Annotated in this window: 16 protein-coding genes; 8 read left to right on the top strand and 8 right to left on the bottom strand. The window is 63.9% G+C overall.

The window, feature by feature from the left end; genetic code table 11:
• Window positions 1–71: 71 nt before the first annotated feature.
• Complete coding sequence (locus VWY34_RS19405; RefSeq protein ID WP_416545302.1) at window positions 72–2,912, bottom strand: molybdopterin oxidoreductase family protein; 2,841 nt, start codon at window positions 2,910–2,912, stop codon at window positions 72–74.
• Window positions 2,913–2,988: 76 nt separating this feature from the next.
• Complete coding sequence (locus tag VWY34_RS19410) at window positions 2,989–4,122, bottom strand: citrate synthase (RefSeq protein ID WP_416545304.1); 1,134 nt, start codon at window positions 4,120–4,122, stop codon at window positions 2,989–2,991.
• Between the two features lie 32 nt (window positions 4,123–4,154).
• Here VWY34_RS19410 and VWY34_RS19415 point away from each other — a divergent pair, with 32 nt between their 5' ends.
• The gene (locus tag VWY34_RS19415) at window positions 4,155–5,006 is read left to right on the top strand and encodes a phosphate acyltransferase (RefSeq protein ID WP_416545306.1); all 852 of its coding nucleotides are present in this window, start codon (window positions 4,155–4,157) and stop codon (window positions 5,004–5,006) included.
• A gap of 37 nt (window positions 5,007–5,043) precedes the next feature.
• Here the strand turns inward: VWY34_RS19415 and VWY34_RS19420 are convergent, their stop codons facing one another.
• From VWY34_RS19420 to VWY34_RS19445, 6 genes are all read right to left on the bottom strand, one after another.
• Window positions 5,044–6,204 (bottom strand): acetate/propionate family kinase, encoded by a 1,161-nt coding sequence (locus tag VWY34_RS19420; protein WP_416545308.1) that lies wholly within the window; start codon window positions 6,202–6,204, stop codon window positions 5,044–5,046.
• Window positions 6,201–6,947 (bottom strand): TSUP family transporter, encoded by a 747-nt coding sequence (locus VWY34_RS19425; protein ID WP_416545310.1) that lies wholly within the window; start codon window positions 6,945–6,947, stop codon window positions 6,201–6,203. The genes VWY34_RS19420 and VWY34_RS19425 overlap by 4 nt, the downstream gene beginning before the upstream one ends.
• A 5-nt stretch (window positions 6,948–6,952) precedes the next feature.
• Entirely contained in the window at window positions 6,953–8,728 is a 1,776-nt protein-coding gene (gene xsc / locus VWY34_RS19430; protein ID WP_416545313.1) for a sulfoacetaldehyde acetyltransferase, read from the bottom strand.
• A gap of 275 nt (window positions 8,729–9,003) precedes the next feature.
• The gene (locus VWY34_RS19435) at window positions 9,004–10,479 is read right to left on the bottom strand and encodes a PLP-dependent aminotransferase family protein (RefSeq protein ID WP_340546828.1); all 1,476 of its coding nucleotides are present in this window, start codon (window positions 10,477–10,479) and stop codon (window positions 9,004–9,006) included.
• Window positions 10,480–10,639: 160 nt separating this feature from the next.
• Window positions 10,640–11,221 (bottom strand): GNAT family N-acetyltransferase, encoded by a 582-nt coding sequence (locus tag VWY34_RS19440; protein WP_416541217.1) that lies wholly within the window; start codon window positions 11,219–11,221, stop codon window positions 10,640–10,642.
• A gap of 142 nt (window positions 11,222–11,363) precedes the next feature.
• A complete protein-coding gene (locus VWY34_RS19445; RefSeq protein ID WP_340546830.1) occupies window positions 11,364–12,761 on the bottom strand; it encodes an aspartate aminotransferase family protein in 1,398 nt (465 codons plus the stop codon).
• Between the two features lie 241 nt (window positions 12,762–13,002).
• Here VWY34_RS19445 and VWY34_RS19450 point away from each other — a divergent pair, with 241 nt between their 5' ends.
• The 7 genes from VWY34_RS19450 (at window position 13,003) to VWY34_RS19480 (ending at window position 20,412) form a co-directional block, all read left to right on the top strand.
• The gene (locus VWY34_RS19450; protein ID WP_416545315.1) at window positions 13,003–13,809 is read left to right on the top strand and encodes a 3-keto-5-aminohexanoate cleavage protein; all 807 of its coding nucleotides are present in this window, start codon (window positions 13,003–13,005) and stop codon (window positions 13,807–13,809) included.
• Complete coding sequence (locus VWY34_RS19455; protein ID WP_416545317.1) at window positions 13,806–15,149, top strand: aspartate aminotransferase family protein; 1,344 nt, start codon at window positions 13,806–13,808, stop codon at window positions 15,147–15,149. The genes VWY34_RS19450 and VWY34_RS19455 overlap by 4 nt, the downstream gene beginning before the upstream one ends.
• A 191-nt stretch (window positions 15,150–15,340) precedes the next feature.
• Complete coding sequence (locus VWY34_RS19460) at window positions 15,341–16,810, top strand: aminotransferase class V-fold PLP-dependent enzyme (RefSeq protein WP_416545319.1); 1,470 nt, start codon at window positions 15,341–15,343, stop codon at window positions 16,808–16,810.
• The gene (locus VWY34_RS19465; protein WP_340546834.1) at window positions 16,810–17,589 is read left to right on the top strand and encodes a class II glutamine amidotransferase; all 780 of its coding nucleotides are present in this window, start codon (window positions 16,810–16,812) and stop codon (window positions 17,587–17,589) included. The genes VWY34_RS19460 and VWY34_RS19465 overlap by 1 nt, the downstream gene beginning before the upstream one ends.
• Before the next feature lie 248 nt (window positions 17,590–17,837).
• A complete protein-coding gene (locus tag VWY34_RS19470; RefSeq protein WP_416535243.1) occupies window positions 17,838–18,590 on the top strand; it encodes a 5-oxoprolinase subunit B family protein in 753 nt (250 codons plus the stop codon).
• Complete coding sequence (locus VWY34_RS19475; RefSeq protein WP_416545321.1) at window positions 18,587–19,642, top strand: biotin-dependent carboxyltransferase family protein; 1,056 nt, start codon at window positions 18,587–18,589, stop codon at window positions 19,640–19,642. Before VWY34_RS19470 ends, VWY34_RS19475 begins: the two co-directional genes overlap by 4 nt.
• On the top strand, window positions 19,639–20,412 hold the full coding sequence (locus VWY34_RS19480; protein ID WP_416545323.1) for a LamB/YcsF family protein: 774 nt from the start codon (window positions 19,639–19,641) through the stop codon (window positions 20,410–20,412). The genes VWY34_RS19475 and VWY34_RS19480 overlap by 4 nt, the downstream gene beginning before the upstream one ends.
• Window positions 20,413–20,527: the final 115 nt, after the last annotated feature.

Consider the following 20,527-nt stretch of genomic DNA (forward strand, 5'->3'; position numbering starts at 1 on the left):
CTCAGTACAAGTTGCGGAACCAAGAAGACGGGTATTTTCTTGGCAATTTTCCTCGAAGAAAATTGGGTCGATCATTTGCCCACCTTCCATGTGAGGTCTTTGGGGCCGGTGCCCACCGGCGAGGCCTGCGCCGGGATGGCGGGTTGGCTTTCGCTCAGATCTTCCGGCGCGGCGGCTTTCTCGATCTTCACCTTGAGGTCGAACCATGCGGCCTGACCGGTGATCGGGTCGGAGTTGGCCCAGCGGAGGCCGTCGCCCTTGGGCGGCAGCAATTCGTGAATCAGATGGTTCAGCAGGAAGCCCTTGGTGGCTTCGGGGGCGTTTTCCTCCAGCGCCCAGGCGCCCTTGCGCTTGCCGATGGCGTTCCAGGTCCAGACGGTGTTTTCATTGAGCGCGGCCATCTCCATCACCGGAACGGTGATTTCGCCATGGGGGGAGGTGACCTTGGCCCAGTCGCCATCGCTGAGATTGTTTTGCCGCATCAGTTTGGTCGGCACATAAAGCGGGTTGCGCCCGTGGATCTGGCGCAGCCAGGCGTTCTGCGTGCCCCAGGAGTGATACATCGCCATCGGGCGCTGGGTCAGGGCGTTGACGGTGAAGCCTTCGTTGCCCTGCTGATCGGTCTCGTACCAGATCGGCAGCGGGTCCATGGTCTGGCGAATGCGGTCGCGCAGATGGTCGGGCGGCTGACGGTCGCCGTGGCCTTCGGCGGCCAGCTGGAATTTGCGCAGCGGTTCGACATAGAGCTGGAACAGATAGGGCTGCGGGCTGTCGAACAGACCGAGGTTCACCGCCCAGTCCTGATAGGCCATGTTCCAGGGTTTGAAATAGCTGGCCTCTGCCGGGATATGTTCGACAAAGAAACCGCCGTTTTCGATGTATTTGTTCAGCTGTTCGGGGTTCACCTCGCCCCGGCCAACCTTGTCGCCATTTTCACCGCGAAAGCCAGCCAGCGGACCGATGCCGGGCTTGCGTTCGTGGTTCACGATATAATCGGCGTAGTCCTGCCATTTGGCGGTGCCATCCTCATGGGTGAAGCCGGGCAGTTTCATCTTGTTGGCAAGCTGCACCAGCACGGTCTGGAAACCCCGCACATCGCGGTCGGGTTCGACCACAGGCCAGCGGATCGCATCGGCTGCGCCATCGGCTTCGCAGATGGGGCGATCCAGCAGGGAAATACAGTCGTGGCGCTCCAGATAGGTGGTGTCGGGCAGGATCAGATCGGCATAGGCCACCATCTCCGAGGAGTAGGCGTCCGAATAGATGATCCGGGGGATCACATAGTCGCCATTGTCGTCGGTATCGGTCAGCATCTCCATCACGCCGCGCGTGTTCATCGAGGAGTTCCACGACATATTCGCCATATACATGAACAGCGTGTCGATCTTGTAGGGATCGCCGGCATGGGCGTTGGAAATCACCATATGCATCAGCCCGTGGCTGGACATCGGGTTTTCCCAGGTAAAGGCCTTGTCGATGCGCGCCGGGCTGCCGTCGGTTTTCAGCGCCAGATGTTCCGGCCCATGGACAAAGCCCAGATGCGGGCCATCCAGCGGTTTGTTCGGGGTGACGCGGCAATGGGGGGCGGGATGCGCCTCTACCGGTTTGGGGTAGGGTGGTTTGAAACGGAAGCCGCCGGGGGCCTCGACCGTGCCCAGAAGGATCTGCAACACATGCAGGGCGCGGCAGGTCTGGAACCCGTTGGCATGGGCCGAGACACCGCGCATGGAGTGCATGGCAACCGGGCGGCCCTTCATGGTTTTATGGGTTTCGCCGCGGAAATCGGTCCATTCCTGATCCAGCTCAAACGCCTCGTCAAAGGCGACGCGGGCCAGTTCGGCGGCGATGGCACGGATGCGTTTGGCGGGGATGCCGCAGCGATCAGCCACCGCTTCGGGGGCGTAATCGTCGCTGAGATAGCGCTGGGCCATCAGCTGGAACACCGACACATGGGTGATGCCATTGAGTTCAAACGAGCCGCCCAGATCGGGGCGCACGCCGCGCATGTCAAAGGGCGCCAGCTTGCCGGTGGTGCGATTGATCACCAGCGGCGCGCCGTGATCGTCGCGCAGGAACAGGCCATAGTCGGGGCTGGCGGGATCCTGATTGACCAGCACCGGCGCATTGGTGAACTGGCCGAGGTAGTCGAGGTCGATCTTGCCGGCCTTCATCAGCACATGCACCAGCGACAGGATGAACAGCCCGTCGGTGCCCGGCGTGATGCCGACCCAATCGTCGGCCACGGCATTATAGCCGGAGCGGATCGGGTTTACCCCGATGACCCGCGCGCCACGCGCTTTGATCTTGCCGATGCCCATCTTGATGGGGTTGCTGTCGTGGTCTTCGGCGACGCCGAACAGCAGGAACAGCTTGGTATGGTCCCAGTCGGGCTGGCCGAATTCCCAGAACGCGCCGCCCATGGTGTAGATGCCGGCGGTGGCCATATTGACCGAGCAGAAACCGCCATGGGCTGCATAGTTGCAGGTGCCGAAGTTCTGCGCCCAGAAGCTGGTGAAGCTCTGGGACTGGTCGCGGCCGGTGAAAAACGCCAGCTTTTCGGGGTTATCCTCGCGGATCGGTTCCAGCCAGCCCGCGGCGATGTCCAGCGCCTCGTCCCAGGAGATTTCCTCGAACTTGCCGGAGCCGCGCGGGCCGACGCGTTTCATCGGCGCACGCAGACGCGAGGGCGCGTTGTGCTGCATGATGCCGGCGGAGCCTTTGGCGCAGAGCACGCCCTTGTTCACCGGGTGATCGCGGTTGCCTTCGATATAGGCGACTTTCTTCTGGCCGTCCTCGCCGGTTTTCATGTGGACGTTGATGCCGCAGCGGCAGGCGCACATGTAGCAGGTGGTCTGGCGGATCTCGTCCGACACGGGCGGCGAGGTGTCTAGCTGGGGCTGGGTATGTGCCATGGTGTCCCTGTTTGATGATGCGCCGGGCCTGCATGGGCCGGGCGGCGTTATGTGATATGGCGCGGAGTGTCGCGGATCAGCGCGTATTTATCGGAATATAGGCGCGGGGTTCCGGCCCGTTGTAAAGGGTCAGCGGGCGGATCAGGATATTGCCGCGCTGCTGTTCGATGCACTGGATGATCCAGCCGGGCATCCGCCCGATGGCAAAGATCGGCACGTAGAGATCCATCGCGATACCATGCAATTGGTAGATCACGCCGGAGTAGAAATCGACATTCACGTTGAGACCATGGCGCGCGTAGGGTTGCATCGCCTCGACCACGGCTTGCAGGATTTCATACCATTCCGGCGCGCCCATTTCCGCACCCAGCTGGCGCACGCCGTCGCGCATGTGCCGCGCGCGGGGGTCTTCCTTGCGGTAGACGCGGTGGCCAAATCCGGTGACGGCCTCCTTGGCGGCGCGCTTGGCCTTCACATAGGCGGCGGCTTTGTCGGGGGTGCCGATCTCATGCACCATCTTCATCACGTCTTCGGCAGCGCCGCCATGGGCCGGACCTGCAAGGGTGGAGAGCGCGGTGACAATGCCGCCGTGCAGATTGGTTTCGGTCCCGATGGTGACGCGCGCGGCAAAGCTGGAGGCATTGGCGCCATGTTCGGCGTGCAGGATGAAATCCACATCCGCCAGCCGGGTGGCCTCGGCTGTGGGTTTTTCACCCTTCAGCATCCACAGCCAGTTGCCCGCATGGCTGAGATCCATGTCGGGCGCGACAACCTCGCGGTCATTTCGGATCGCGTCATGGGCGGCGATGATGATCGGCACCTGCGAAATCAGCCGGATCCCGTTGGCAACGAAGGCGTCTTCGCCCACCTGCTGGCTGTCTGGTTCGAGCGCGGCGAGGGCGGAGACGGCAGTGCGCAGCACGTCCATCGGATGGCCATCCTTGGTGGCGCGGATGATATCGAGCACCGCCGGCGGCAGCACCCGCGCGGATTTCAACGCGGCGTCAAAACCGGCCAGTTCCTCGGCAGTGGGCAGCTCGCCGTGGATCAGCAGGTAGCAGACTTCCTCGAAGGTGGAGTGGGTGGCGAGATCGTGAATCGAATAGCCGCGATAGCTCAGCTCGCCCTTGGCGCCATCAATGTCGGAGGCCCCGGAGCGTTCGAAGTAGATCCCCTTGAGGCCCCGGTTGATCTTGACGTCATCGCTCATTGCTGGCTCCTTTCCCCGCAAGGGAGATAAAAATGACTGTACTTGAAAAGGCATATGCGCAGGCCCGCAACCATAGGGCGCGGGTGGTGTTCCCCGAAATGGACGACCCGAGGGTGGCGGCCGCCGTCGACCAGCTGACCCGCGCGGGGCTGGTGGAGGCGGTGCCTTTGGCGCCGCTGTCTGACGCGCATGTGGAGGTGCTGGTGGCCGCGCGCGGCATGAAAGAGGGGATTGCCAAGCGGATGCTCGCAAAACCCTTGTACCGCGCGGCCGCGATGGTTTCTGCGGGCGAAGCGGATGCGATGGTGGCGGGTGCGGATGTGCCCACGCGCCGGGTGATCGAAGCTGCGAGCATCGGCATCGGGCTGGATGCAGGGGTCAGCACCGCCTCGTCGTTTTTCCTGATGATCTTTCCCGATGGGCGCGAATTGGTGTTTGCCGACTGTGCCGTCAACGTGGCGCCGGATGCCGCGCAACTGGCTGATATTGCACGGGCTTCTGCGCGCTCTGCCGAGGCGCTATTGGGGGCTGCGCGGGTTGCGATGCTGTCGTTTTCCACCGGCACTTCGGGCGATGGCGACAGTGTGGCGCTGGTGCGCGCGGCGGCAGAGGCCAGCGGGTTTGCAGGTCCGGTGCAGGCGGATGCGGCGCTGAACCCTGGGATTGCCGAGAAGAAGGGCATCGCCCCGGTTGAGGCCAATGTGCTGATCTTCCCGACGCTGGATGCGGGCAATATCGGATACAAACTCTGCCAGGAATTGGGCGGCGCGCAGGCGCTGGGGCCGTTCTTGCAGGGCTTTGCCAAGCCGGTCTGCGATCTGAGCCGGGGCGCCTCGGTCGAGGATATCGTGGCGGCGACCGTTCTGACGGTGGCGCAGATCTGATCCGGCGCGTGAGATGGCAGGAGGGCGGGGGCGGCGATCATGGCGTCCCCATCAGGGTCTGGGCATCCATGGCGATCTGGCGTTCTTCCTCGGCCTCGACCACCCAGATCGCCACCTTGGAGCTGGCCGCATGCAGGCGCGATTTGCGGGCGTGGTTGGCATCCACATCCACCCGCGCGCCGATCCATTCCAGACCGCGCAGGATGCGGGCACGCACACCCACCGCGTTTTCGCCGATGCCGCCGGTGAAGGCGATGGCATCAAGCCCCTCCATTGCGGCAATCAGACTGCCCGCATGACGCAGGCTCCAATAGCAGAAATGTTCGATGGCAAAGGCGCTGTCAGCACTGGGGTCGAGCATCAGGTTGCGCATGTCGGATTTGCCACCTGACAGGCCGAGCAGGCCGCTTTCATTGTTGAGGATCGCCTTGGTGCGGTCTAGGCCGTTGTCCTCGACCAGGCGCAGCACCGCATTGGCGTCGATCCCGCCTGACCGCGTGCCCATGGTGAGGCCATCCAGGGGCGAATAGCCCATGGTGGTGGCAACGGACTGGCCATTGCGGATCGCACAGAGCGACGCGCCATTGCCGAGGTGAAACGCCAGCAGGCGCGAGGGCAGGGCGGCGCCGGAAATCTCCGGCAGGCGCCGCACCAGCGAGGCGTAGGACAGACCGTGAAACCCGTAGCGGCGGATGCCCTTGGTCTCTTCCACGCGGGGGATCGCATAGCGCGTTGCGACCTCGGGGTTGGTGGCGTGAAACGAGGTGTCAAAGCTGGCAAACTGCGGCAGATCGGGTGCGGTGGCGGCCATGGTGTCGATCGCGGCAAGGCTATGGGGGTTATGCAGCGGGGCAAGCGGCGTGCAGTCGGCGATCTCGGCCCGGATATCGGGGGTGATCCGCACCGGCTTGGTCAGCTTGCGCCCGCCATGCACCACCCGGTGGCCCACGGCGGCCAGATCTGCGGGATCAATGCCATGGTCCGGCAGCGCTGCCAGAATGGCCGCCAGCGCCTCGGCATGGGTGGGGAACTGGCTGTCCCGGCTGTCGCCCGCGATGCGCAGGCGCGATTGCGGCGTGCCGATCCCCTCGGCCAGACCGGCGAGCCGCTGAGTGAGGTCGGCGTCGAAGATCGCGAATTTGATCGAAGAGGATCCTGCATTGAGGATCAGGATATCGGCGGCGGATCGGGGGCTCATAGCGCAACCTTCGCGATATTGAGGGCGGCCAGAGCCGCCAGCAGGGTGACGACATAGCGACGAAACAGATGCGGCGCGGCGAGCGCAAAGCCGCGTGAACCGACCCAGACGCCCGCGCCAAGGATCGGAAAGGCAAGGAGAACCCCCCAGAGCGTGTCCGGCCCGGTCAGCCCATGGGCGGACATCACCGGCAGGGCCATCAGGTCGATGCCGGTGAGAAACACGATCATCGTGGCGCGAAACACCGCAGGCGGGATCGGCTGCGCGGTCATGAAGGCGGCGGCGGGTAGACCGCCGACACCTGCGCTGTTGGCCATGCCGGAGGCCATGCCCACGGCGACATGACCGGCGGTGCCGATGGGCCGCGCGAGGCTCCAGCCGCTGAGCAGGAGCAGGCTGAGCGCAAAGATCAGCACCGAGATCACCAGCCGGGCCTGATCCGGGCCAAGGCGCGCCATCACGGCCACGGCGGGCAGGGTGGCAACGGCGGCACCTGCCAAGAGGGCCGCCGATCTGCGCCAGTCGATATGGGGGCGGATGCCGCGCGCCTGAAAGACGGTCATCGCAATCTCGCAGGCAAAGACCACAGGGATCAGCGGCAGCGGGTTGGTGATGAGAGCGGCAAGGATGATGAAGATCGCGGAAAAGCCAAAGCCGGAGTAACCGCGGATAAAGGCCGCCGCAAACAATGCGGCGGCCAGAAAGGCGCCCGCGCCCATTGAGAGATCAAAAGGCAGGGGCATTTGCGTCAGACCTGCTGTTCGCGCATGTCGGCCTTGTCGATGCCTGCCACGCGGACCGGCTTCTTCATGGCGTCACGGCGGAACGGTTCCCCCAGTTCCTGGTTGATCATGGCTTCGATCAGGGTGGTCTTGCCGTTTTTCTGGTCCTCGATGGCCTGCGCCAGCGCCGAGGTCAGCTCGTCCATGGTGCGGGCCACAACGCCGTTGAGACCACAGGCCTTGGCGATGCCTGCATAAGAGACCTGCTCGTCCAGCTCGGTGCCGACGAAGTTGTCGTCAAACCACAGGGTGGAGTTCCGTTTCTCCGCGCCCCACTGGTAGTTGCGGAACACGACATGGGTGATGGCGGGCCATTCCTCGCGGCCGATGGCGGTCAGCTCGGTCACGGCGATGCCGAATGCGCCGTCGCCGGAGAAGCCGACGACAGGGGTGTCCGGGCAGCCGATCTTGGCGCCGATGACAGCGGGCAGACCATAGCCGCAGGGGCCGAACAGGCCGGGGGCGAGGTATTTGCGGCCTTCGTCAAAGGAGGGGTATGCGTTGCCGATGGCACAGTTGTTGCCGATGTCGGAGGAGATGATCGCCTCACGGGGGAGGGCCTGCTGGATGGCGCGCCATGCCATGCGCGGGCTCATCCAGTCGGGTTTGTCGTCGCGGGCGCGCTGGTTCCAGGTGGTGCCCGGATCGTCGTCCTCGTGAGTCATTTCAGTCAGCTGCTGCGCCCAGCGGGATTTGGTTTCCGCAATGCGGTTCCTGCGTTCGTCGCGGCCCGCGTCACCGGCGGTGTCGCTCAGCTGCGCCAGAATGCCATTGGCCACTTTGGCGGCGTCGCCGATGATGCCGACGGAGACTTTCTTGGTCAGGCCGATGCGGTCGGGGTTGATATCGACCTGAATGATCTTGGCGTTGGCCGGCCAGTATTCCATGCCGTACCCCGGCAGGGTGGAGAACGGGTTCAGACGGGTGCCGAGGCAGAGGACGACGTCGGCGTCCTTGATCAGCTCCATGCCGGCCTTGGACCCGTTGTAGCCCAGCGGACCTGCAAACAGCGGGTGGTTGCCGGGGAAGGCATCGTTGTGCTGGTAGCCCACGCAGACCGGAGCATCCAGACGCTCGGCCAGTGCTTTCGACGCGGCGATGCCGCCCTTGGACAGGACAACACCGGCACCGTTCAGGATCACCGGGTTCTTGGCTTCGGAGAGCAGTTTGGCCGCATCGCTGACAGCGGTTTCGCCACCGGAGGGGCGTTCGAATTCGACGATTGCGGGCAGTTCGATGTCGATGACCTGGGTCCACATGTCGCGCGGGATGTTCAGCTGCGCAGGCGCCGAGGCGCGTTTGGCGTTCATGATCACACGGTTCAGCACTTCGGCCACGCGGGTGGGGTCGCGGACCTCTTCCTGATAGGCCACGCAGTCGGCGAACATGCGCATTTGTTCCATTTCCTGGAAACCGCCCTGACCGATGGTCTTGTTCGCGGCCTGCGGGGTGACCAGCAGCAGCGGCGTGTGGTTCCAGTAGGCGGTTTTGACGGCGGTTACGAAGTTGGTGATGCCGGGGCCGTTCTGGGCGATCATCATCGACATCTTGCCGGTGGCGCGGGTGTAGCCATCGGCCATCATCCCGCCGGAGCCTTCATGGGCGCAGTCCCAGAAAGTGATGCCGGCTTCGGGGAAGATGTCGGAAATCGGCATCATGGCCGAGCCGATGATGCCAAACGCATGTTGGATGCCGTGCATTTGCAGTGTTTTTACAAATGCTTCCTCGGTGGTCATTTTCATCGCGTGTTCTCCTGATGAGACGCCAATAGGGCCGGCACAGAGGCCGGGATGACTCTGGTGTATTCCGCCGCGCGAGGGGCGGTTAGGGCCAGTTCGCGGGCTGGATTAAGACCAGTATTCCGGGGCGTGCCGAATGCTGCGCTGCGGCGGCAAACGGGGCGCAGGCACGGCGCGTCCCGAGCGCGTTCTGATCGCGTCCTGATGGCGCTTCAGGCACGCTTGGGGCAGGCACCGGGCAGGCTTTGGGGCGGTCCGAGTGGGATTGCCTTGCAGGGCTAGCCTGCCTTTGCGCGGCAGGGGCGCAGGGCATCGGCCAGCAGCGCCAGACCCGGCTCGATCCGGCTGGATGGGATCGAGGAATAGCCCAGCCGGTAATAGTTCTGTTTGCGGTGTTCGGCGGCAAAGAAGGGCGCGCCGGGTTCGATCAGGACGCTTTTTTCAACCAGCGATCGGGCAACAACCGCAGTATCCACGTGATCCTCGGCCCGCATCCAGAGGGAAGAGCCGCCGTAGACGCCGACCCCGGCGACGCTGAGCCCGTGATCGGTCACCGCCGTTTCGATCACGCAGCGGCGGTCATGCAGCACCTTGGCCATGCGGCGGATCTGGGCGTCGTAATGGCCGAGCGACAGGAAATAGGCCACGGTGCGCTGCACATGGCCGGGCGGGTGGCGCAGCACATTGGCGCGCAGCGCTCGGGCCTGACGGATAAATGGCTCGGAGCCGACCAGATAGCCAAGGCGCAGCCCCGGAAAGAGCGATTTGGAGAAGCTGCCGACATAGACCACCCGGCCATCGGCATCGAGCGACTTCAGCGCGGGGGAGGGCGCGCCGAGGAAGGACATTTCAAACTCATAATCGTCTTCGACAATCACCGCGTCGATCTCGCGGGCGCGTTCCAGCAGCTGCTTGCGCCGCGCCATCGGCATGGTGGCGGTTGTCGGGCTCTGGTGGCTGGGGGTGGTGAAGATGACATCGGTGTCATCGCGAATGGCATCCGGGGGCAGCCCGTCGTGATCCACCGGCAGGCAGTCGATCTGGCAGCCGCGATAGACCAGCTGATCGCGCAAGGTGTAATAGGTCGGATCCTCAAGCGCGGCCTTGCGGCCCGGTCCCAGCAGCAGCTGGGTCACCAGCCAGAGCGCGTTCTGGGCGCCAAGGGTGATCAGGATCTCCTCGGGCCGGGCAGAGATGCCGCGCCGGGGCAGGGTATGGCGGGCGATATATTCCACCAGAAGCGGGTCGTCCTGATCGAAATAGTCGTTGGTCAGGGCCGCAAAATCCTTTTGCCCCAGCGCGCGCAGGGCACAGAGCCGCCAGTTGGCGTGGTCAAACAGCGTGGCATCGGCCTGCCCGTAGATGAAGGGATAGCGGTAGTCGCGCCAGTTCTGCGGTTTGCGGGGCGTATCGCCGCCGCAGTAGTTGCCGACGATGGTGGAGGCCCAGTCGACCGTATCGGCCGATTTCTGCGAGGGCGCATAGCTGGGCGGCACCGGCGCGTTTTCAGAGACATAATAGCCCGACCGCCCTCTGGAGATCAGGTAATCATTGGCCAGCAGCTCTGTGTAGGCCAGCGTCACGGTGATGCGGCTGATGCCCAGATGCGCGGCGAGTTTGCGCGAGGACGGCAGTTTTTCCCCGACCCGCAGGCGGCCGGAGAGAATGCCCTCGGCAATCATTTCCTGGATCTGCGCCTGCAGGGTGCCTTGCGCGTCGGGGTTCAGAAAGAAGGTGTCGACAGAGATAGCCATGAATCACTGTAGGCTGGACATAAATGGGGTGCAATCTGGACTTACGTGTTTTTTGCACGCTTGCGGAGGAAAACCCAGCCGCCGCGTCAGGCCCGTGATGCCGCATCTTGCCCGTGATGATGGTGATGGTGAGAAAGCGGATCCGCCGTACCGGGCCGGGTTACCTGTCTGACAGATGTTGCAGGTGGGCGCGGATCGTGGGCCATTCGGCGGCGGTGATGGAATAGACGGCGGTGTCGCGCAGGGTGCCATTGGCCAGTATCATATGCGCCCGAAGGATCCCGTCGAGCTGCGCGCCGAGCCGTTCGATGGCGGCCCGGCTCTGGCGGTTGAGACGATGGGTGCGGAACTCCACCGCGATGGCCCCGAGCGTTTCAAACGCATGGGTGAGCAGCAGCCGTTTGCATTCGGTGTTGATCCCGCTGCGCTGCACCGATCTGCGATACCAGGTGGAGCCGATTTCCAGCCTGCGGTTGGCGGCGTCGATGTTCATATAGGTGGTCATGCCGACCGCGCGACCTGTCTGATCCAGCACGGCGAAGGGGGCCATTTTGCCGCTCTGTTGCAGGGCAAGGCGACGGCTGATTTCGGCTCCGATATCCTGCGGTGCGGGCACTGTCGTGTACCACAGCCGGTGCAGGTCACCGTCGGCGGCGGCTTCTGCCAGATCGCTGGCGTGATCGGGCAGAAGCGGGGTGAGGCTGACGGTCTTGCCCGTCAGCGGCAGGGGAGACGCCCACATGGTTGCGCACCTTTGATCTGAAACATCCGACCCAGAGATGCAGAAAAGGTGGCCCTGTGGTAAGGGCCACCTTTGGATTTTTCGATCAGGCCAGATTGGACCGGTCTGTCAGGCCTGACTTATCAGGCCTGATGGGGGGTGATCAGCCAAACACCTTGGTCAGGGCCACATCCACCGCGTCGGTGATCTTGTCCACGTCTTCCGGCGTGACGATCAGCGCGGGGCTGAAGCACAGGGTGTTGTTCTTGCCCGGAATGGAGCGGTTGGTCACGCCGATGATGACGTTCTGATTGCCACATTCAGCCACAACCGCCTGCGCCAGTTTCTCGTCCACCGGTTCCTTGGTCTCGCGGTCAGCGACCAGTTCGGCGCCGAGGAACAGACCCTTGCCGCGGACATCGCCGATGACCTGATGTTTCTCCATCAGCGCCTCCAGGTTGGCCTTCATCCGCGCGCCCATGGCGGTGCAATTGTCGAGCAGGTTCTCATCCTCGATGATCTGCATATTGACCAGCGCGGCCGCAGGGCCGGCGGTGCAGCCGCCAAAGGTGGAGATATCGCGGAAGTAGTTCATCGGATCACTGGCGTCATCCTTGAACATGTTGAAGACCTCCTCGGTGGTGACAAGGCAGGCAATCGCGGCATAGCCGGAGGCCACACCTTTGGCCATGGTCACGAAATCAGGCTGGATGCCGTAGTGCTGATAGCCGAACCAGGTGCCGGTGCGGCCAACGCCACAGACCACTTCGTCGATGTGCAAGAGGATGTCGTACTGTTTGCAGATCTCCTGCACGCGCGGCCAGTAGCCTTCGGGCGCCTCAATGACGCCGCCGCCTGCGGTCACCGGTTCAAGGCAGAGCGCGCCGACGGTGTCGGGGCCTTCGCGCAGGATGACCTCTTCGATCAGGTTGGCGGCGGCAATGCCGAACTCCTTGCCGGAGAGATGCTCCAGACCCAGCTCGTGCTTGCGGTATTCCATGCAGTGGGGAACCTTCACGAAATCGGGCGCGAAGGGGCCGTATTGCATATTGCGCTCTTCCTGACCGCCTGCGGACATCGTCGCGAGGGTCGAGCCGTGGTAGTCGCGGTCGCGGTAGAGGATCTTGGTTTTCTTGCCGCCGTATTTCTTGTGCGCGATCTGGCGCACCATCTTGAAGGCTTTCTCATTCGCCTCGGAGCCGGAGTTGTTGTAATAAACCCGGCTCATCCCCGGCATTTTCGAGATCAGCTTCTCGGCGAACAGCGCACCGGGGATCGACCCTGCCGACTGGGCAAAATAGCAGAGTTTCATCAGCTGATCGTAGACCGCCTTGGCGATTTCCTCGCGGCCATAGCCAACGTTGACGGTCCAGACACCGCCGGAGACGGCATCGAGCCATTCCTTGCCGTTCTGGTCCCAGACCCGCATACCCTTGCCCTCGACGATGATGCGGGGGTCGTTTTCCTCAAACGGTTTGTGCTGGATCAGGTGATGCCAGACGTTGGCCTTGTCGGCGGCGATGACCCGGCTCAGGTCGTTTTCATTGAACGTGCCATCCATGACATGCCCTTTCCAAGTTGTTCGAAAATGCGATCCGCCACCGGTCGGCTGGCCAGACTCGCCCTGTCACTACGAAACGCTATATTTCCGTTTTGCTCTAGGTCCAGTTGTCGGCGCAATTTAGCTCCAGACGCGGAGCTGGCGGATGAGTTCGGTGAAAAACATATGTTCTGGAATTGCCGGATTGAGAACGTGTGTTGTTCTGCGCCAGATCGGTGCAGGACACAGGCGGAGCGACGCGTTGACGACATATCATCTGATGGTGGCCCCCAATGGGGCACGGCGGCAGCAGGCGGATCATGCAGCGCTGCCACTGCGTACGGCGGAGATTGCCGCGACGGCGGCGGCCTGTCAGCGCGCCGGGGCGGATGCGCTGCATCTACATGTGCGCGACCGGGACGGGGGGCATTCGCTGGATGCCGCGCGCTACCGGGAGGCGATGACGGCGGTGGCCGAGGCCGCGCCGGGCATGGCGATCCAGATCACCACCGAGAGTGCCGGGATTTTTGACGTGGCCGATCAGCTGGCCTGTCTGGAGGCGCTGCGTCCGGCGGCGGCCTCGATCTCGGTGCGGGAGCTGGCACGCGATGCGGATCTGGCGGCGCGGGCCTATGCGATCTGCGCCGAGGCCGGGACACAGGTGCAGCATATCCTTTATGACCTGAACTGTGTGGCCCTGCTGCGGGCGGGCTATGCTGCGGGGCGGATTCCCGCAGCGATGCGGTCAGCGATATTCGTTCTGGGACGCTACGCGCCGCCGCGTCTGGCCCATCCGTCGGAGCTGCGCCCGTTTCTGGCGGCAACTGCGGATCTGGATCTGGACTGGGGGCTCTGCGCTTTTGGCCATAGGGAACATGATTGCCTGCTGGCGGGGCTTGAGGCCGGGGGGCGGCTGCGGATCGGGTTTGAAAACAATACCCAGGCTGCGGACGGTTCGGAGTATCCTGACAACGCGGCCTCTGTCGCGGCTTTTGTCGAACGTGCCGGTGCGGCGGGGCATCTGCCTTGTGCGCGCTCTGTTTTCAATGATCAAGGAGCTCAGCCATGAGCCATGTTTTTCCGCGCCACACCAAGGCCAATCTGCCCACTGCCGTTGGGGGCGATGGCTGTTATCTGATTGATGCCAATGGCAAACGCTATTTCGATGGCTCCGGCGGCGCGGCGGTGTCCTGTCTGGGGCATTCCGATGCCGAGGTGATTGCAGCCGTGCAGGCGCAGGTGGGCCAGCTGGCCTTTGCCCATACCGGGTTCATGACCTCGGAACCGGCCGAGGCGCTGGCGGATCTGTTGATTTCACAGGCGCCGGGGGATCTGGACCGGGTCTATTTCGTCTCTGGCGGATCCGAGGCGACCGAGGCCGCGATCAAGCTGGCGCGGCAGTATCATCTGGAGCGCGGCGACAGCGCGCGGCGTCATGTGATCGCGCGCAGGCAGAGCTATCACGGCAATACGCTGGGGGCGCTGGCGGCGGGCGGCAATGAATGGCGACGCCAGCAGTTTGCGCCGTTGCTGATTGATATTTCGCATATCGCGCCCTGCTATGAATATGTCGATCGGGGCGACGGCGAGAGCAGCTATGACTATGGCCAGCGTGTCGCCAATGAGCTGGAGGCGGAGATCCTGCGGCTTGGGCCTGAGACGGTCATGGCCTTCATGGCGGAGCCTGTGGTGGGGGCGACATCCGGCGCGGTGCCTGCGGTTGAGGGCTATTTCAAGCGTATCCGCGAAATCTGCGACCAATATGGCGTGTTGCTCATTCTGGATGAGGTGATGTGCGGCATGGGGCGCACCGGGCATCTGTTTGCCTGCGAGGCGGATGGTGTTGCGCCCGATATCCTCTGTATCGCCAAGGGGCTGGGCGCTGGCTATCAGCCGATTGGCGCGATGCTGTGCAGCCGCCGGATCTATGACGCCATTGAAGGCGGCAGCGGGTTTTTCCAACATGGCCACACCTATATCGGGCACCCGGTGGCAACGGCGGCGGGGCTGGCGGTGGTGCGGGCGCTGCTGGATCGCGGGCTGGTGCAGCGCAGCGCCGAGATGGGCGAGACATTGCATGGCGCATTGGTCGAGGCCTTTGGCCAGCATCCTCATGTTGGCGATCTGCGCGGGCGCGGGTTGTTCCGCGGGATCGAGCTGGTGGCCGACCGGGAGAGCAAGACGCCCTTTGATCCCGGCCTAGGTATTGCGGGCAAGCTGAAGAGGGCCGCGTTCGAGGCCGGGCTGATCTGCTATCCGATGGCGGGCACGCGGGATGGGCGCAACGGCGATCATATCCTGCTCGCGCCGCCCTTCATCCTGACGCAGGATCAGATCGGCGAGATCACTGACAAGCTGAAGATTGCGCTGGCGCAGGTACTGCCTGCTTCGGGCTCTGGAACCGGGTAAGATCGAGGGCGACTCGGTCGTTTGACGATCACGTCGGTGGGCCGTAGCCAGATTGTGCAGGTTTTGATCGGCGGACTGGCAGGTTTTGAGATCATTATGTGAAAAGAATGATGTGCTCACGCAGTATATGAGTGATGTTTCTTCATATCTTCTTGGTAGTATCTCTGCATAACTCCAAGAGGACCGATCAAATGACCACAGATATCGCCCCTGCCAATCTTCTTGATCGCTTTCGCGCATCACTTGCCGGGGCGGATTGTCTGGAGCGCCTGCGTGCGGGTGTCATTGGTGAGGGGGCCGAGCTGCCGGGGCCAAATGGGCCGGTCAAGATGATCTACGCCGATTATGTCGCCTCTGGCCGCGCCCTGCGGCAGGTTGAGGACTTCGTTCTGACGGAGGTGCTGCCGTTCTATGCCAACAGTCACACCGAGGCGTCATATTGCGGCAGCTTCATGACCCGGCTGCGTGGCGCGGCACGGCAGACGATTGCGCGGATCTGCGGCGCCGATGATCGCTTTGCCACGGTGTTTACCGGATCGGGTGCAACGGCGGGTCTGAACCGGCTGGTGCATCTGCTGGGGGTGTCCGGCGCGGTGGCGGCGGGGCAGCGGCCGCTGGTGATCCTTGGCCCTTATGAGCATCACTCAAACATCCTGCCCTGGCGCGAAAGCGGCGCCGAGGTGGTGGAGATTGCCGAAGCGGCCGAGGGTGGGCCGGACATGGCGGAGCTGGAGGCGGTCTTGCAGGGGGCGGCAGGCGGCGACCGCCTGATCGTGGGGGCGTTTTCAGCGGCCTCCAACGTGACGGGGATTGTCACCGACACCGATGCGGTCAGCCGGTTGCTGCGCCGGTACGGCGCGCGGGTGGTCTGGGATTATGCGGGCGGTGGCCCCTATCTGCCGATGGATATGGCGGCGGGCACCGATGCCGAGAAGGATGCGATTGTATTTTCCGCCCATAAATTCCTGGGCGGGCCGGGGGCATCCGGCGTGATGATCCTGCGCAAGGCTTCAGTGGCCAGCACACGCCCGACGCTGCCCGGTGGCGGCACGGTGAAATTCGTCTCGCCCTGGCAGCATGACTACGCCGAGGATCTTGCCGCCCGAGAAGAGGCCGGCACGCCCAATGTGGTGGGCGATATCCGCGTCGCGCTCTGCCTGCTGGTCAAGGAGGCGATGGGTCAGGCGTTTATGGACCGGCGGCAGGAAGAGCTGCGCCAGCGGGCGCTGGCGGCCTGGCAGGGTCTGCCCAATCTGCAAATCCTTGGCAATCCGAACGCCAAGCAGAAGCTGCCGATCTTTTCGTTTCAGGTGCAGGATCCCGAGACCGGCGCGCCGATCCACCAGCAGCTGTTCACCCGGATGCTGTCGGATCACTATGGCGTTCAGGCCCGCGGCGGCTGCGCCTGTGCCGGACCTTATGCGCATCGGCTGCTGAACATCGGGCAGGTGCAGTCCCGCGCCATGCGGGCGGCCATTCTGGGTGGCAAGGAGATCGAGAAGCCCGGTTGGACGCGGCTCAACTTCTCCGCCACGCTGAGCGATGAGAAAGCCGATGCGATCATCCATGCGGTGCGGGACCTGGCGCAGGATCCGCAGCGGTTCTGCGAGGGCTATAACGTCGATGTCTCTACCGCGCGCTTTGCGCCGAAGGTGGCATAATGTGCCGTCTGCTCGCCTGGAACGGGGCCCCGCGCTATCTTGAGGATCTGGTGTTCGTACCGGAACATTCGCTGGTGCATCAGTGCCGTAACGCGCTGATCTGCAAGACGCCGATCAATGCTGATGGGTTTGGTATGGCCTGGTATTCGGACCGGCCCGAACCCTGTCTGTACAAGGATACCCATCCGGCCTGGTCCGATCCAAATCTGGCGCAGATTTCGCGCCACACCAAGACCGGGCTGTTTCTGGCGCATGTGCGCGCCTCGACCGGGACCGCGACCTCGCGCAACAACTGCCATCCGTTTGCCAGTGGCAAATGGAGCTTCATGCACAATGGTCAGGCCGGCGGGCATATGATGTTCCGCAAGCGGCTGGACACGATGATCCCGGATGCTTTCTACGATCACCGTCTGGGCGGCACCGAGAGTGAGGCGATTTTCCTGATCGCGCTTGGGCTTGGCCTTGATGAGGATCCGATTGGCGCGGTGGCGGCGGCGGTACAGCAGGTCGAAGCGGTGTCGCGCGATCATGGCACCACGCCGCATATGCGGTTTGGCGCCTGCTGGTCCGATGGCACCCGGCTTTTTGCGGCGCGCTATGCCTCTGATCAATACGCACCGAGCCTCTATTACCGGATCTACGATGAGGGGGTGATTGTCACCTCCGAGCCGCTGGACAGCGACACCCGGAACTGGATCGAGGTGCAGCCGAACCGTGCGCTGGTCGTCGAAGGGGGGCGGGTTGTCGAGCTGCCGTTCACGGCGGCGCTGGCGGCGTAGCCATCCGGGCGGGTCAGAGCGGGGGCTCTGACGGGTCTCAGATCTTGCCTGTAGCTGAGCCTTTGACCGGGCTATTGACTGGCCCCTAAACTGGGCCTCTGCCCGCCCTCCGATATATCAGGGGGATCGCGGGAAGAGGCCGGTTGACTATCCCTACGATGCAGCGCAACCCTGTGGCGAAAATGGACGGGGATAGCTGAGCCGCCCGGCAGGGGTGGTCCGGCGCCCGGACCTGTGTCGGAGGAACCATGTCGCGTGAGGGATCACCCACCTACCCGTTGATCCGAAATGTCGGGCTGTCCGGTATGCTGGTCAGCTTTGGCGATCAGCTGGATGAGGCCACCAATCGCGCCACGCTGGCCTTTCGCGGTGCGGTCGACGATCTGGCGCTGAGCGGTGTGGTGGAAACCGCGACATCGCTGGCCTCGGTCTTTGTGCGGTTTGACCCGGCAGAGCTGCCGCATGAGCGTTTGCACGCGGCACTGGCGGATCTGTTGCAGACACGGGACTGGCGCCAAGCGCCCTTGCCGCAGGGGCGGCGGTTCTGGCGGGTGCCCACGGTCTATGGGACCGAGCTTGCGCCGCAGCTGGCCGAGGCGGCAGATCTGGCGGGCCTGAGCGAACAGGCGGCAATTGACGAGCTGGGCGCGGCGCGGGTCAGGGTGCTGACCATCGGATTTGCCCCCGGGCAGCCCTATCTGGGCACTTTGGGCGAACACTGGGACATCCCGCGCCAGAGCGAAGTCACCCCTCAGGTGCCGGTCGGGGCGCTGGTGCTTGCGATCCGCCAGTTCGTCCTGTTTTCGACCGCGTCACCGACTGGCTGGCGCCATGTCGGGCAGACTGGCCTGACGCTGTTTCAACCCGAAGCCGCCGATCCATTTGCGCTGCGCGCGGGGGATGAGTTGCAGTTTGAACCGGTCGGAACGGCCGAGTTCCTGCGTCTGCGCGAGACCGGTGCGCCGCAGGGCGGGGCCATTGTCAGCGAGGTTTCGGCATGAGAGCGCTGCGGGTTCTGCGGATCGGTCCCTCCTGCACGGTGCAGGACGGCGGACGGGTTGGCTATATCGGGCAGGGGCTGTCGCAGGGCGGCGCGGCGGATCGGCTGGCGCTCGCCGAGGGCGCGGCGCTGCTGTGGCAGGATGCCGGGTTGGCGGCGCTGGAGATGGCCGGCATGGGCGGGCTGTTCGAGGCAACCGAACCCATGCGGATTGCTCTGACCGGCGCCGAGATGCAGGCTACGCTGGATGGTGCGCCGCTGGTCTGGAACGGCTCGCACAGGATTGAACCGGGGCAGCGGCTGGAGATCGGCGCGGCCCGGCGCGGCGTCTATGGCTATCTGCATCTGGGCGGCGGATTGGCCACACCACAGCGGCTGGGCGGACGGTCGACGCATCTGGTGGCAGCCCTTGGCGCGCCGCTGGCCGAGGGCGATATCCTGCCGGTTGGCGAGGAGACGACGCCGGCGGCGCGGCGGGTGACCGGGCTTTGCCTTGATGTGGCGGATCGGTTCTCCGGCGGCGAGCTGCGGCTGGTCGAGAGTTTCCAGTCCGATCTTTTTGACCCGGCGGTGCGTCGGCGCTTTGCCGAGACGCCGTTCACGCCGGGGCGGCGCGCCAGCCGCATGGCGCTGCAACTGATGTCCGAGGGCGAGGGATTTGCCGCAGCGGGGCAGCTGAACGTGCTGTCGGAGGTCATCGTGCCGGGCGATGTGCAGATGACCGGCGATGGCCGCCCGTTCCTGCTGCTGCGCGAGGCGCAGACCACCGGCGGCTATCCCCGGATCGGTACGGTTCTGCCCTGCGATCTGTCGCGGGCGGTTCAGGCGGCGGCTGGGGCTGTGCTGCGATTTCGCTGGGTCTCGCTGGCCGAAGGGCTGGCGCAGCAGGCGGCGCATGACGCGGCGCTGGCGCGGCTTCCCTCTGCCTGTCGACCGTTGCTGCGCGATCCGGCTGATATGGCTGACCTTCTGTCCTATCAGTTGATTGGTGGCATGGTTTCCGCCGCAGCGGATCCTTTTGAACCCCGAGATGAGCCTGGAGCCGAGACATGAGCAAAACCGTCGATCTGAACGCCGATATGGGCGAAAGCTTTGGACCTTGGACGATGGGCGATGATGCAGCCCTGCTTGACGTGGTCTCCTCGGCCAATATTGCTTGCGGGTTTCATGCGGGCGACCCGGATGTGATGGCCGCGACCATGGCGCTGGCGCGGGATCATGGCGTCGGGATCGGCGCGCATCCCGGTTTCGATGATCTTCAGGGGTTTGGCCGCCGCAAGATGCAGGTGCCGCAGGATACGCTGGCCAATCTGATCCGCTATCAACTGGCGGCGGCGCAGGGCATGGCGCGGGCAGCGGGCACCGAGGTGCGCCATCTGAAGCTGCATGGCGCCCTGTCGAATATGGCCTGTGTCGATCACGGCATGGCGCGGACCTGCTATGAGGCGGCGCTGGATCTGGACCCGGATCTGATCATCATGGTGCTGGCCGCCACCGCCATGGAGGAGGTGGTGCGCGAGCTGGGCTGCAACTGGTGCGGTGAGATCTTTGCCGACCGGGCCTATAATGACGATGGCACGCTGGTGGACCGGTCGCTGCCCGGCGCGGTGATCCATGACCCGGAGATTGCGGGACCGCGGATCCTGAAGATGGTCGAGGAAGGCGCGATCATCACGGAGAGTGGCGCCCGCATTCCCACGGCCATCGACACCATCTGCCTGCATGGCGACACGCCCACGGCGGTGCAGCTGGCCCGTTCGGTGCGCCAGTCGCTCTCTGACGGTGGAATCGCTATCCGTGCCTTTGAGGGCCGCCGCGGCTAGGCAGGGTGATGTGAAATTGGATGTGAATAATTTTGATGTATATCAGTAGTTTATACCGCTAAGTATTTAAATTGGATGTTGGAGCCTATTCCAATCTCCGATTTCTGGAGTAAAC

It is taken from the genome of Phaeobacter sp. JH20_02 (assembly GCF_048056915.1).
GTDB classification, from domain to species: Bacteria; Pseudomonadota; Alphaproteobacteria; order Rhodobacterales; family Rhodobacteraceae; genus Phaeobacter; species Phaeobacter bryozoorum.

What these genes read in the sequence shown, in the direction of transcription:
- VWY34_RS19465 (WP_340546834.1), top strand. Translation starts at nt 16,810, where the DNA reads ATGTGCCGTCTGCTCGCCTGGAACGGGGCCCCGCGCTATCTTGAGGAT.
- VWY34_RS19475 (WP_416545321.1), top strand. Translation starts at nt 18,587, where the DNA reads ATGAGAGCGCTGCGGGTTCTGCGGATCGGTCCCTCCTGCACGGTGCAG.
- xsc (WP_416545313.1), bottom strand. Translation starts at nt 8,728, where the DNA reads ATGAAAATGACCACCGAGGAAGCATTTGTAAAAACACTGCAAATGCAC.
- VWY34_RS19440 (WP_416541217.1), bottom strand. Translation starts at nt 11,221, where the DNA reads ATGTGGGCGTCTCCCCTGCCGCTGACGGGCAAGACCGTCAGCCTCACC.
- VWY34_RS19455 (WP_416545317.1), top strand. Translation starts at nt 13,806, where the DNA reads ATGAGCCATGTTTTTCCGCGCCACACCAAGGCCAATCTGCCCACTGCC.
- VWY34_RS19410 (WP_416545304.1), bottom strand. Translation starts at nt 4,122, where the DNA reads ATGAGCGATGACGTCAAGATCAACCGGGGCCTCAAGGGGATCTACTTC.
- VWY34_RS19425 (WP_416545310.1), bottom strand. Translation starts at nt 6,947, where the DNA reads ATGCCCCTGCCTTTTGATCTCTCAATGGGCGCGGGCGCCTTTCTGGCC.
- VWY34_RS19445 (WP_340546830.1), bottom strand. Translation starts at nt 12,761, where the DNA reads ATGGATGGCACGTTCAATGAAAACGACCTGAGCCGGGTCATCGCCGCC.
- VWY34_RS19420 (WP_416545308.1), bottom strand. Translation starts at nt 6,204, where the DNA reads ATGAGCCCCCGATCCGCCGCCGATATCCTGATCCTCAATGCAGGATCC.
- VWY34_RS19415 (WP_416545306.1), top strand. Translation starts at nt 4,155, where the DNA reads ATGACTGTACTTGAAAAGGCATATGCGCAGGCCCGCAACCATAGGGCG.
- VWY34_RS19435 (WP_340546828.1), bottom strand. Translation starts at nt 10,479, where the DNA reads ATGGCTATCTCTGTCGACACCTTCTTTCTGAACCCCGACGCGCAAGGC.
- VWY34_RS19480 (WP_416545323.1), top strand. Translation starts at nt 19,639, where the DNA reads ATGAGCAAAACCGTCGATCTGAACGCCGATATGGGCGAAAGCTTTGGA.
- VWY34_RS19470 (WP_416535243.1), top strand. Translation starts at nt 17,838, where the DNA reads ATGTCGCGTGAGGGATCACCCACCTACCCGTTGATCCGAAATGTCGGG.
- VWY34_RS19405 (WP_416545302.1), bottom strand. Translation starts at nt 2,912, where the DNA reads ATGGCACATACCCAGCCCCAGCTAGACACCTCGCCGCCCGTGTCGGAC.
- VWY34_RS19460 (WP_416545319.1), top strand. Translation starts at nt 15,341, where the DNA reads ATGACCACAGATATCGCCCCTGCCAATCTTCTTGATCGCTTTCGCGCA.